General features: G+C 72.8%; 7 protein-coding genes and 2 tRNA genes. 3 read left to right on the top strand and 6 right to left on the bottom strand.

Annotated elements, in window-relative coordinates; genetic code table 11:
• Positions 1-266: 266 nt before the first annotated feature.
• Both ACFY0K_RS31380 and ACFY0K_RS31375 read right to left on the bottom strand, forming a co-directional pair.
• Positions 267-1,679 carry an aKG-HExxH-type peptide beta-hydroxylase gene (locus tag ACFY0K_RS31380; protein WP_390642632.1) on the bottom strand — a complete coding sequence of 471 codons (1,413 nt, stop codon included), beginning with the start codon at positions 1,677-1,679 and terminating at the stop codon, positions 267-269.
• Positions 1,676-2,797 (bottom strand): FxsB family cyclophane-forming radical SAM/SPASM peptide maturase, encoded by a 1,122-nt coding sequence (locus tag ACFY0K_RS31375; RefSeq protein ID WP_390642631.1) that lies wholly within the window; start codon positions 2,795-2,797, stop codon positions 1,676-1,678. The genes ACFY0K_RS31380 and ACFY0K_RS31375 overlap by 4 nt, the downstream gene beginning before the upstream one ends.
• Positions 2,798-3,788: 991 nt before the next feature.
• Here ACFY0K_RS31375 and ACFY0K_RS31370 point away from each other — a divergent pair.
• Complete coding sequence (locus ACFY0K_RS31370) at positions 3,789-4,529, top strand: DUF4232 domain-containing protein (protein WP_390642630.1); 741 nt, start codon at positions 3,789-3,791, stop codon at positions 4,527-4,529.
• Between the two features lie 177 nt (positions 4,530-4,706).
• On the opposite strand, the gene ACFY0K_RS31365 is transcribed toward ACFY0K_RS31370, so the two are convergent.
• Both ACFY0K_RS31365 and ACFY0K_RS31360 read right to left on the bottom strand, forming a co-directional pair.
• Positions 4,707-4,779: transfer RNA gene (locus tag ACFY0K_RS31365), tRNA-Arg, on the bottom strand.
• Between the two features lie 219 nt (positions 4,780-4,998).
• Positions 4,999-5,089: transfer RNA gene (locus tag ACFY0K_RS31360), tRNA-Ser, on the bottom strand.
• A 169-nt stretch (positions 5,090-5,258) separates the two neighbouring features.
• Between ACFY0K_RS31360 and ACFY0K_RS31355 the strand changes: the two genes are divergently transcribed.
• Both ACFY0K_RS31355 and ACFY0K_RS31350 read left to right on the top strand, forming a co-directional pair.
• Complete coding sequence (locus tag ACFY0K_RS31355; protein ID WP_390642629.1) at positions 5,259-5,690, top strand: SSI family serine proteinase inhibitor; 432 nt, start codon at positions 5,259-5,261, stop codon at positions 5,688-5,690.
• A 258-nt stretch (positions 5,691-5,948) separates the two neighbouring features.
• Positions 5,949-10,046, top strand: a complete 4,098-nt coding sequence (locus tag ACFY0K_RS31350) for a PAS domain-containing protein (protein ID WP_390642628.1) — start codon at positions 5,949-5,951, stop codon at positions 10,044-10,046.
• A gap of 103 nt (positions 10,047-10,149) precedes the next feature.
• Here ACFY0K_RS31350 and ACFY0K_RS31345 read toward each other — a convergent pair whose 3' ends face one another.
• Complete coding sequence (locus ACFY0K_RS31345) at positions 10,150-11,793, bottom strand: long-chain fatty acid--CoA ligase (RefSeq protein ID WP_390642735.1); 1,644 nt, start codon at positions 11,791-11,793, stop codon at positions 10,150-10,152.
• Between the two features lie 178 nt (positions 11,794-11,971).
• Positions 11,972-12,547 carry a SigE family RNA polymerase sigma factor gene (locus ACFY0K_RS31340; protein WP_351960372.1) on the bottom strand — a complete coding sequence of 192 codons (576 nt, stop codon included), beginning with the start codon at positions 12,545-12,547 and terminating at the stop codon, positions 11,972-11,974.
• Positions 12,548-12,602 lie beyond the last annotated feature (55 nt).

Raw genomic sequence — 12,602 nt, 5'->3', positions numbered from 1 at the left:
TGCTTGGCACGGCCCCAGGGCGCGGGCAGCCTCCGGCTGCGCGGGACGGAGGCCGGGAGCGTGCCGCCACCCTCCCCGACTTCAGCCACACCAAATCGGCTCGATATTCGAATACAGAAGAAACAAAGACAAAGGGTATTTGCGCACAATAGGCGGCATACGACGTCTCGTTGCAGGCCCAACGCTGCGCAACACGTTCCGCCCACGCCTCCTCCTCCCCTTGGTCGACCCCCCGTCCCCGCACTCCGCGGCGACGGAACCGCTGCTTACTGCACCGCCAGTCGCCCCGATGGGGGTGGCCGGACCTCGGACGCCCCCGAAGGAGGGATGTCTTCCACTTCTTCGTGGGCCACCCGGACAGATTGCGGCCTTCCGACGCCCGACCCCACGGACGGGTGAATCACGCCCGGCCGCCGCACCCGGAAGCCGTGCAGCTCCGCCTCGTCGGTCATGCAGTCGACGAAGTAGCTTCCCCAGGGCGTCAGAGCAGCGCCGTTGCGCCGCAGCACCCGCAGCGCCATGACCACCTGGCGGCCGTACCGGCGCAGCCGGGCCTCCGCCGCGCGGGCCGGCACGCCGTCGGACTCGTGGTAGACACGCGACCAGAACTCCAGCAGCCCGAGGTGGGCATGCGTCCCGGTGAGCGCGGCGGCCAGGGGCCGGGGATCGGGGCGCCAGCCCACACGGTGGCGGGTCCGGTCCTGCGGGTCGGTCAGGTCGACCAGATCGGTCAGGGCCGCCAGGGCTATATGGCTCGTCTCGTGGAGCACGGTCTCGGCCAGCCGCACGGGATCCCGCTCGGGAGCGACGGCCACCGCCCCGTACGCCTCACGGGTGGAGGAACTGCGGCCCCGCCCCAGGGGCCCGGGCTGCAGAGGGACCAGCGCCGACCACAGGGTGGCGCAGTCGGCGGCGCGCTCGGGCATCAGGTCGTTCAGCAGTCGCCACGCCGGTGCCAGCGCCGTGCGCCAGGCCGCAAGCTGTGCCGGGGTCTGCCGGGGCTGGACCGGAAAACCGTGCACGTCCCGATACGGATCGACGTCCTCCACCACCACCGACAGGCGGGGCGCCGGAGCGGCGGACGGAATCACCAGGCGGTGGGGCGGGAACCGGCGCGCCGCGCCGCCACGCCGTCCGTGGTCCGGTTCGTTCCCCCGGAGGTTCACCTCCTCCTCCGGGAGCTCCAGGGTCCAGCCGTCGAGCCGGGCGGTGCCCGCGCCCTCCGGCAGCCGGACCGCGCCCAGCGTGGGCAGCCAGAGCAGGCCGTCGGGGACCGGAAGAACCAGTCTCGGCCGCAGACCGCCGCGTAACGCGGCGGCGTGCCCGAACGCCCCCAGCCGGGCCAGGTCGACGGCGAGGTCCTCGTCCGCGCCCGTACCGTGGACGGCACGCAGACAGCGCCCGAGCCAGACCCCGGCGTGCGGGTGCCGCAGCACCTCTTCGAAGGCCCGCGGATTCGCCTCGTACGCCTGGCGGCACAGTTCCCAGCCTGCGGCGGCGCTCCGCGCCCAGACGTCCGGCACCAACCGCCGGGCGGAGTCGGCCAGGCCCGTCAGCAGGAACAGGCGTCTGCTGGTCTGCGCCCTGTGGAGTACGGCCAGCGCCGACGGGACAGGGCGGCAACGGGCCAGGGCGCCGAGGTCCTCGGCCGTGATGCGTAACGCCATGGGCTCGGTCACGAGGCCCTCCCGAGCAGTTCCCTGACGTCGGCCACCACACGGTCGTGGATGTGTGTGGTGAGCCGGCGCAGGTCCGCGCAGAAGACGCTCGGATTGTCGAAGTCGTCAGGGGCCCGGAAGCGGTGGGCCCGCAGACCCCCGCCGCACAGCCGGACCACCGGGCACTCCATGCAGTCCGCGGCGAGCGGGGCCGGTCCCGCTCCGCGGGCCGCCACCACACTCGGATGACGGGCCACCGTGTCGAAGTCGTGTTCGTGGAGATTCAGTCCGGTCGCCGCAGCGCCGTCGTAGGCGGCCTTGAGGCTGTCGGGGAGCTCGACCGACAGATCGCTCTCCACCACGATGAAATCGGAGACCGCGGGCTGCACAGGAGCCGAGGGGGGCCCGGTGCGGAGCGACCGTTCCACGATGTCCTCGAAGCGGCGGATCCGCGTCTCCCTGACCGGCGCGGTGTACCAGCGCTCGAAAACGGCCAGGAGCCAGTCGGCGTAAGGCGTCGCCCCGGTGTCGTGACCGGGCGGCGGATGCTCCCAAGTGCTGTGCGGGAGAAGGAAGTCGATCATCGGAGGCTCGTGGGAGAGCAGCTCCTCGTACACCGCCACGGGATCGTTGGCCGTGTCCACCGTGCAGAGCAGACCGCTGTACAGCGCTCTGTTCTCCGGTCGCCTCAACAGTTCCAGCCCTTTCAGAACGGCGGTGTAGCTACTCCGGCCGTTCCGAGAAAGCCGATGACGATCGTTCGCCGCGCGGTCGCCGTCGAGGCTGACCCCCACCGACACTCCGTACTGGCGGAACAGATCCAGCCACTCAGGATCCAGGAGTGTCCCGTTGCACTGTAGTGAGATATCACAATCGGACACGCCCTGTAGGGCAGACCTCAAGACCGAGACAAGGTGTTCGATCCGCCGTCTCCCGGCAAGCAGCGGTTCACCACCGTGCAGCACGACGCGAACCGCCGGCAGGGCATGGCCCCGGGCGTGCTCCGCTATCCTCCCGGCGAGCTGGTCGGCCGACTGCGCCGCCATGACAACGGGCTTGTCCCGCCAGGTGGTGTCCCGGAGTTCGTACACATAGCAGTGATCACAGGCCAGGTTGCAGCGCTGGGCGACCTTGACCACCCATTCACGAAAAGGCCGTACCTTCCGCATGTGCCACCTCCCGAGACCCGGCACCCCTCCGTGTCGGGCGTAACTCGGTGTCCGGCGGCAGCGCCGAATCGAACGAGGACGCAATGCCGTTCGAGTCCCCGTGGCCGTACACGACCCGCCTCACGACCTGACCGAGTGGGCCGGCGGGCAGGGCGCCGAGATCCTGCTCCGACAGCCCGGCCAGGTCCGGCATACCCAGATCCACGTCGATCGCTGGCTTCTCCACGACCCCCCCGTGCTCACTTGTACCGCCGCACCCGGCAGTTTCCTCGGACACGACGGTGTGGATGCGGCCGTTGTGGGCGTGCGTTGGTGCGCGACTCGCCTCGGCGCATGCTGAGTCGCGGACGGATTCAGTTGGTTCTTCCCTCAGGGAAGCACACTGATCGCCCGGCGGCCAGGTAGCCGTAACCGCGCTCCACGGCCAGCGGCCGGTTCTCGCCACGATGCCCACCCGGCCTCCTCACCACACGGTGATGGCACCCCTGCGACTCCAAGTCCCCATGAGTCTTTCCCCCTTCATGGCGAGGTGACCCCCGAAGACGGTGATCGCACCCGGTCAGTACGTCCGGGCAGCCGTGCCCCGGCCTCATCTCCCGCCCGGAGTTCGGCGTCCTGCCTCACCCCGTGGGCCGTGACCGGCGTCGTCCGGCCGCGGCTGCCGCGGCACACCACCGGTCGGCCGGGGTGGTCCGGGGGCGAGACTGACGGAAAAGCTCCGGCAGGCTCCCGGCCGAACCGGGCGGCCTCGTCCGAACGCCCGGCACCACTGCCGCGCCCCCGGATCAAGCCGTGGTCCGAGGCCGGGCGGGCCGATTCCTGTCCGACACGCTCACCCGTGAAGATCCGCTCCGCGCGGCCCGGGTCCGGGGGCGGGAGGCGGTGAACGCACGATGAAGAACGTCCGGCCGGATTCCTCGTGGGCTGGTGCGGAGACGTACACCTGCCTATCGTGCGAGCGGTGATACGTCCCCGGGGCGTTACCGCCCTCCTGTTCTGCCTTCTGGCGACCTCGGCCGCCGTGGCGTGCGACGTCACATCGCTGCCCGGCGACACCGTCGTGGCTCCGGACCCGGGCTCCAGCGCGCCGCACGCCACGGTCACCCCGTCGACGGTTCCCACGACGGCCCGACGGAGCACCACGCCCGCCCCGAGCGCGTCGCCGAAGCGATCCGCCGTGTCCTCGCCCCCCGCCGTCGCCTCCGGGGGAGCCAGCGGGAGCGACTGCGCCGCGCACGATCTGGTGCTCACTTCCGACAGCCCGAGGCGGGCCGTCCTGGGCAACCCGGGGGACGTGGCCATGGACGTGCAACTGCGCAACCGCTCCGGCATCAGGTGTGTGCTCGGCGGGTGGCCGGGTGTCGCCTTCATCGGCGGGGAATCAGTGATGCCCACGAACTGCGCGCCGGGCCAGACATGTGTCGGCCGGGTCGACACGACGTCCCGGCGGCCCCTGTCGGTGACACGCTACGGTCCGGGGCACCCCACGGCGGTCCGGCTCGCTCCCGGGCAGAGCACGTCGTTCAGCGTCGTCTGGAAGTCGGCCACGGTCACGGTCTGCAACGGCGCCGACTTCTACTACCCGCCGCACGCCTGGGACATCTGGGTGCCCGGCGACCCCGCGCCCCTGGTCCTGACCCCACTTCCCATCTCGCCCTGCCATGGAAAAATCGCGATCACCCCGTTCGGGATCACCGGCTGAGGCCCACGCGGCCCCACCGCGGCAGAGGTGACCTCACCCACCGAGGCCGAGGTCCACTTCGACTCCGGCGACTTCGACCGACTCATCGTCCGGGTCGGCGAGCACGACTTGTGCTTCGCTGCTGTACGCCCCTGAAACACGAGAGGCCCCGGATCTCTCCGGGGCCTCTCACCTGTGTGCACTCGGCAGGATTCGAACCTGCAACCTTCTGATCCGTAGTCAGATGCTCTATCCGTTAAGCTACGAGTGCTTGTTGTTTTGTTTTCCTGTCTTCGCTCCCGGCCCTTCCGGCCCGCTCGCGGCGACAGGAAGAACATTACATGACTGCCGCCGCCATGTGAAATCCGTTAGGCGCACCCCTTGTGAGCTGCGGAAACGCCGAATCGGGCGGGTTCCGGGGACGTCGGCGGGGCCATGAACGCGAATCAGGGAGCCCAGACCGAAACGGTTGGACTCCCTGAGTCAGGTGCGGAGGCGGAGGGATTTGAACCCTCGATGGGCTTTAAGGCCCAAACCGCATTAGCAGTGCGGCGCCATAGACCGGACTAGGCGACGCCTCCAGCACAGCCGCCCGCGCGAGCGCGAGTGGTGCGTGCAGATGATGACACAGTCGAGCGTGCTGTCACCAATCGGCTCCCACGGTACTAGGCAGCCGGGCCGCAGGGCAAAGCCCTTCCCTCCGGCGGGGGCGTCGCGCAACGTCCGGCCGGGGTGAGCGTTGGGCAGGGCATGTCGCACTTCGCCGTGCGGGGCGCCCTCGGGGCCGTCGCCGCCGTCCTCGGGTCCGTCCACGCCCTGCCCGCGTCCGCCGCCGCCACGGGCGACCACCTCACCGTCACCGTCCGCCACGCCGGAGACGGCCGGGACGGGACGTACGAGCTGTCCTGTCACCCCGGCGCCGGCAGCCACCCGGACGTGGCCGGGGCCTGCCGGGTGCTGGACCGGAACACCCGCTGGGGCCGGGACACCTTCGCGCCGGTCGCCCCGGGCACCGCCTGCACCATGCTCTACGGCGGCCCGGCCACCGCCCGTGTCACCGGGACCTGGGCCGGCCGCCCGGTCGACGCGACGTACGACCGCAGCAACGGCTGCGAGATCGGCCGCTGGGACCGCATGGTGCCCCTGCTCCCCGATCCGGGCACACCGGGTGATCTCGGCTGACGGACGGGCCCGGCCGCCAAGGGCGGGCACAGGCGTTTCACGGGCGCGGCCCCGCGTGCGCAAAAGTCTCGCGAAGATATGGCGGAGGCGAGGCGCGTCGGTCACATGTTCGCCGTCACTTCGTCGTGCGACCTCCCTCTCATCCGGCGTCGCGAGCGCAACCGGTGCCTTTAGACTCCCTCGCGTGACACGCCGCGGGCCGGTTGGCAAGATGGCCCGAGCGGTCGGCAAGGTGCGGTAACAGGGAGGAAGCGTCTCGTGAGCAGCAGGCCATCCCGAGGCGCTGCTCGCCTCGCAGCCATACTGGACGCGCTGCCGGATGCGTTGGTGCTGGTCAACGCCAACGGCACCGTCGTCAACGCGAACACCATCGCCCTGGAGGCCTTCGAGACCCCGGGCACCGCGCTGGTGGGACGCGGGCTGCTCGACCTGCTTCCCCAGTTCGACTCGCGGCTCATCCCCGGGTCCATGCGGCGGCCCGATCACATGGATCCGCGGGGGCGGACCAAGCCGACCCGCATGATCGCGCGGCGCACCGACGGCACCGAGTTCCCGGTCGAGGTCACCAGCGCCAACCTGGAGAACGGTCAGCAGGCCTACGACGGTTACGGCTACAGCGGCGACGAACTGCTGATGCTCGTCGTCCGCGACCTGACCGGCACCGTCGACACCGAGGCCGAGCTGGCCCGCTCGCAGCGGCAGACCGAGATGATCCTGCGGGCGGCGAGCGAGGGCGTCGTAGGCACGGACACCGACGGGCGGATCGTCCTCGTGAACCCGGCCGCCGCCCAGATACTGGGGTACCGGGCCGGTGAGCTCGGCGGCAAGGAGCTGCACGACCTCGTGCTGCACTCGCGCGCCGACGGCTCCCCCTTCCCGTACGCCGAGTCGCCGCTCGCCGACACCCTGCGCTCCGGGCGCAAGCACCGGGTGCGCGGGCAGGTGCTGTGGGCCAAGGGCGACAAGAAGGTGCCGGTCGACCTGACGACCGCGCCGGTGCGCGACGGCGACCAGCTGGTCGGCGCCGTGATGACCTTCACCGACCGGCGGCCGTACGACTCCGTCGTCGACGAGAAGACCGCCCAGGAGAAGGCGCACGCCGACGAGCTGGAGCGGCTCTCCGAGGAGCACGCCTCCGACCTGACCGCGCTGCGCCAGAAGCACGTCACCGAGGTCGAGGAGCTGCTCGAACGGCACGCCGAGGAACTGGCGGCCGGCGAGGACCGGTACGCGGCCCTCGGCGAGCGCGAGAAGGACCGCTACGAGGCCCTCTCCGGGCGCCACGAGCAGTTGCTGACGCTGCTCGCGCAGTCGCTGCGCGGTCCCCTCGACGAGCTGCGCCGGGAACTGGCCGCGCTCGCCGCCGACGACGCCGGGCAGCTGTGGCCCGAGGCCAACCAGGTGCTCCACCACCTCTCGGCCGGTTACTCGCGGATCACCCAGCTCATCGACAACGTGCTCGGGTACCAGCGGCTGGACGCGGGGTCGGAGGACATCAACCGCACGAAGGTCATGCTCGACGCCGTCGTCGCCGCCGGTGTGGACGGGGCGGTGGAGCTGATCGGACCCGGTCGGGTGCAGTTCGCCGTGCACGCGCCACCCATCGAGGCCGAGGTCGACCCGCAGCGGCTCGCCGTCGCGCTCGCGCATCTCGTCGCGGACGTGGCAGGGGTCGACGCGACCGGCAACGCGCCCGTCTCCGCGGGCGGCTACATGGACAACACCGTCGTGGTCGCGGCGGCGCAGCGCGGCGAGGTCGTCCGGATCGAGGTGCGCGGTCCCTACACCGGGGGCGACCCGGTGCACGAGCCGATCGTGCGCGGGATCGTGCGCGCCCACGGCGGGGTGCTGCAGACCCACGAGGTGCCCGGCATGAGCGGCAGCGCGTTCGTGCTGGAGGTGCCGATCGGGGGCGGCGCCGGCGCGGTGCCCCCGCCGCCCGGTGCCGAGGTGGAGCTCGTCGCGGCCGCCGACGAGTCCGGTGCCGGCGGGCGGCGGCGGGCCCGGCGGTCCTCCGTGGACGCCTTCCTGGAGAGTGACGTGCCCGGCGACGCGGGCGGCGAGGGCGAAGCCCCGGCCGCGCCGACCGGCCGCCGGCGCCGGCGGGCCGCCGAGGCGGCGGGCCCGGAGAGCGGGCCCGCGGCGATCGAGAGCGCGGAGCCGGCGTCCGGCGGTACCGGACGGCGGCGCGGACGCCCGGCCGACGGCGACGGCGACAGCGGCCCGGGAGTCGCCGAGGGTGCCGTGATGACGGCGGCCGAGCAGGGTGCCGGGGCGGCGGCCTCGGGTACCGGGCTGGGCGGCACCGTTCCCCCGCAGGGCGTGCCCGTGCCCGTACCGGCGTCGGGGCGGCGCGCCCGGCGCGAGCCCGAGGAGCGGCAGGCGCTGCCGCCCGCGCTGCCCTCGGCACCGTCCGGGCAGGCGGCCGAGCCGGTGTTCGACGAGAGCCAGTCCGGCGGGCGGCGGCGGCGTGCGCTGGCCGCCGCGGCCGAGCGGGCCGAGCAGCAGCAGGCCGGGCCACGCCCGGTCTTCGCGCTGCCGCCCGCGGCGGCCGACCGCGCCCCCGAGCCGGTCGACGCGATGGAAGCCATGGAGGCGGTCGGCCAAGAGGGCCGGCACGACGCCGTGGCGCACGACCAGGCCGAGGACCACACCCCGCCGCAGCCGCATCCCACCGACGCGCCGACCGGCCGCCGGCGGCGGGCGGTGGGCCAGCCGCCTGCCGAGAACACCCCGGCGGCCGCGGCGGTACCGACGGTGCCCGCGCAGGCAGCCGTTCCCGGACCACAGCCGGGGCAGCCGGTGCATCCGCAGGGCGTCCCCGTCCAGCCCGGACAGCCGCAGGGCATCCCGGCGCAGGCCGGGCCGACGGCGGGCCAGGTCGCCGCGCCGGCCGGTGGCCCCGGTGCCCCGGCGGCAGGCGCCCCCGGCACGGCCGTACCGGCCCCGTCCGCGCCGCAGAACCAGCCGCAGCCGCCGGCTGCCGCTCCGGTGGCCCCCGGGCAGCCCGCCCCGGCCGCCGGAGCCGCGCCGGTTCCCGCCCAGCCGCTGCCGCTTCCGGCGGAGGCCGCGCCGGTGGCGCCCGTACCGCAGCAGTGGCCGGGTGCCGACGACGCCCCCGCCGCCCAACCGGCGCGTGCCGCGCAGCCGTTGCCCGCCGAGGCGGCCGCACCGGCACCGGCACCGGTCGATCCGGACTCCACGCAGGGCCGGGCGTTCAGTGTGCGGACGCTTGGGCAGGGGGTGCCGTTCTCGCGGCAGGCCGCACAGGTGCAGCAGCCGACGCCGACGCCGCCCCCGCACCAGCCGGGCGGCAACGGGCGGCGCCGCAAGCTGGGCACGCGCCCCGATCCGGGTACCGCCGCCGAGCAGCCGGGGGCCGAGCAGTCCGCCCGGCCCGCGCAGTCCGCACGGCCGCATCCGCCGGCCGAGCAGCCGGTCGCCGCCCAGCCGCTGCCGCAGCCGTCGCTGGCCGGGCAGTCCCGGCTGGTGGGGGCCACCGAGGGCGGTGGACGGTCGTACGCGATAGGCGCACCCGACGTGAACGCCGCCGAGGGTCCGGAGCCGCTGGACGGTCCTGGCGGGGCGGTCGAGGTCGCGGACCCGCCGCGCCCGCAGCCGATGGACGACGAGCTGCCCCCGGAGCCGCTGGACAACCCGCGCCGGCTGCTGGTGTGGCCCGCGCCGGACGTCACCACCCAGCAGGAGCTGAGCGACCGCGGCTACCGGCCGGTGATCGTGAACTCCCGTGAGGAGGTCGACGCGCAGATCGCCGCGTTCCCGGCGGCGCTGTTCGTGGACCCGCTGACCGGGCCGATCACCCGGACCGCGCTGCAGTCGCTGCGGCAGGCGGCGGTGGCGGCCGAGGTGCCGGTGATGGTCACGGCCGGTCTCGGGCAGGCGACGCGCGAGGCGGCGTACGGCGCCGATCCCGCCGTGCTGCTGAAGGCGCTCGCGCCCCGGGACAGCGAGCAGCATCCGCCGCGGGTGCTGCTGATCGAGGAGCACGCGGAGATCGCGCTGGCGCTGACCTCGACGCTGGAGCGGCGCGGGATGCAGGTGGCGCGGGCGGCGAGCGACGCGGACGCGGTGACGCTGGCCGGGCAGCTGCGGCCGAACCTGGTGGTGATGGACCTGATGCAGGTGCACCGCCGGCAGGCCGGGATCATCGACTGGCTGCGGGCGAACGGGCAGCTGAACCGGACGCCGCTGGTCGTCTACACGGCGGCCGTCGACCAGGCGGACCTGCCGCGGCTGGCGTCGGGGGAGACGGTGCTGTTCCTGGCGGAGCGGTCGACGAGTGCCGAGGTGCAGAGCCGGATCGTTGACCTGCTGGCCCGGATCGGGACGAACTAGGGCTCACTGCAGCGCCCCGAAAGGGGCGCGGGGAACTGCGCGACCAGCCACGGACCACCCGCGGCCCACCGACGGCAGTTCCCCGCCTGGGGCGCAACGCCCGTCACAGGCTGGTGACGTCCAGGTCCCCCTCGGCGTACCGCCTCCTGAGCACCTTCTTGTCGAACTTGCCGACGCTCGTCTTCGGCACCGCCTCGATCACCGTCCAGCGCTCGGGGAGCTGCCACTTGGCGATCTTGCCCTCCTCGGCGAGGAAGATGCGCAGGGTCTCGAAAGTGGCCGTGGAGCCCTCCCGCAGGACGACCGTGGCCAGCGGGCGCTCGCCCCACTTCTCGTCCGGTACGGCCACCACCGCGGCCTCGGCGACGTCCGGGTGGGACATCAGCGCGTTCTCCAGCTCGACCGAGGAGATCCACTCGCCGCCGGACTTGATGACGTCCTTCGCCCGGTCGGTGAGGGTGAGGAAGCCGTCGGGGGAGATGGTGCCGACGTCGCCGGTCTTCAGCCAGCCGTCCTCGCTGAACTTGTCCTCGGGACGCAGGGGTTCGGCGTCGGGGCCGTTGTAGTAGGCGCCCGCGATCCAGGGGCCGCGCACCTCCAGCTCGCCCGCCGACTCACCGTCCCAGGGGAGGCGCTCGCCGCCGGGGCCGCTGAGCCGGGCCTCGACACTGGCCGGGAAACGGCCCTGGGTGAGGCGGTAGGCGAACTCCTCCGCGGTGCCGACCGCGTGGGCCGGCGGCCGGGCGACGGTGCCGAGCGGGGAGGTCTCGGTCATGCCCCAGGCGTGGCAGACCCGCATGCCCAGCTTGTCGAAGGCCGTCATGAGGGAGGGCGGGCAGGCGGCGCCGCCGATGGTGACCTGGGTCAGGGAGGAGACGTCCCGGGGGCGGGCGGTGAGCTCGCCGAGAAGGCCCTGCCAGATGGTGGGGACCGCGGCCGCGTGCGTGGGGCGCTCGCGCTCGATCATCTCGGCGAGCGGGCCGGGCTGCAGGAAGCGGTCCGGCATCAGCAGGTTGACGCCGGTCATGAAGGTGGCGTGCGGCAGGCCCCAGGCGTTGACGTGGAACTGCGGCACGACGACCAGGGAAGTGTCCTGGTCGGTCAGGCCCATCGACTGGGTCATGTTGACCTGCATGGAGTGCAGGTAGATCGAACGGTGGCTGTACACCACGCCCTTGGGGTCGCCGGTGGTGCCGGAGGTGTAGCACATGGCGGCGGCCCGGCGTTCGTCGAGCTCCGGCCAGTCGTAGCCGGTCGGCTTGCCCGCGAGGAGCTCCTCGTACTCGTGCACGGCCACGGTCGCGCCGGCGAGGAGGGAGCGGTCGCCCGGACCGGAGACCACGAGGTGCTCGACGGTCGGCAGCTTGGACAGCAGGGGCGCGATCATCGGGAGCAGCGAGCCGTTGACGAGGACGACCTTGTCCGCCGCGTGGTTGACGATCCAGACCAGCTGCTCGGCGGGCAGGCGGAGGTTGAGGGTGTGCAGGACCGCGCCCATGGAGGGGATCGCGAAGTACGCCTCGGTGTGCTCCGCGTTGTTCCACATCAGGGTGGCCACGCGATCGTCGCCCTGAACCCCGAGGTCGTCCCGCAGGGCGTGCGCCAACTGGGCGGCGCGGTCGCCGATCTCGGCGAAGCTGCGACGGTGCGGCTCACCCTCGCCGGTCCAGGTGATCACCTGTGACGTGCCGTGGACCCCCGACCCGTGGGTCAGGATCCTTGAGATCAGCAGCGGTACGTCCTGCATGGTGCTCAGCACGGCGTCCTCCCGGGGGCGACATTGCCTACTCGGTGGTGAAGGGGCTGCGCTGATTCTGCTCACATACCGAGTGGTATGTCACTAGGAGAAAGCCAACAAAGCCTGTTCGGACGCTTCGAACACCGCTGATGCTCCGGCAGTTCCGGACGTCCCGTAGGCCGGTCGGTCAGCGTGCGAGGTCCAGCTCCGGGTCCTCGCGCAGCTTGCCCAGCGCACGCGACACGGCGGACTTCACCGTGCCCACCGAGACCCCGAGCACCTCGGCCGTCTGTACCTCGCTCAGGTCCTCGTAGTACCGCAGCACCACCATCGCCCGCTGCCGCGCCGGAAGTTTCATGATCGCCCGCCACATCGCGTCGTGCAGCGCCTGCCGTTCGGCCGGGTCGTCCTCGCCGGGCACCGGCTCGGGCTCGGGCATCTCGTCGCAGACGAACTCGTCGACCCGGCGCTTGCGCCACTGCGAGGTCCGGGTGTTGAGCAGCGCCCGGCGCACATAACCGTCGAGGGCCCGGTGGTCCTCGATCCGCTCCCAGGCCACGTAGGTCTTGGCGAGCGCGGTCTGGAGAAGGTCCTCGGCATCGCTCGGGTTCGCGGTCAGCGACCGGGCGGTACGCAGCAGGACGGGCTGGCGGGCCCTGACGTACGACGCGAACGACGGGTAGGAGGGGCGGGCGTACGGGCGGGTCTGCCGCGCCGAGACAGCGGCGGCGTCCGAAGCGCTGGTGCAGACGGGTGCGGTCATGGCTCCACGCTATGAGCGGCCGGTGTCACCGCGGATCGGCCGCAGGTCCCGAAGC

The sequence above is a fragment of the Streptomyces sp. NPDC001507 genome, from assembly GCF_042894765.1.
Classification (GTDB): domain Bacteria; phylum Actinomycetota; class Actinomycetes; order Streptomycetales; family Streptomycetaceae; genus Streptomyces.
Note: the sequence above shows the minus strand (reverse complement) of the source record. Positions and strands in the feature narration are given on the sequence as shown.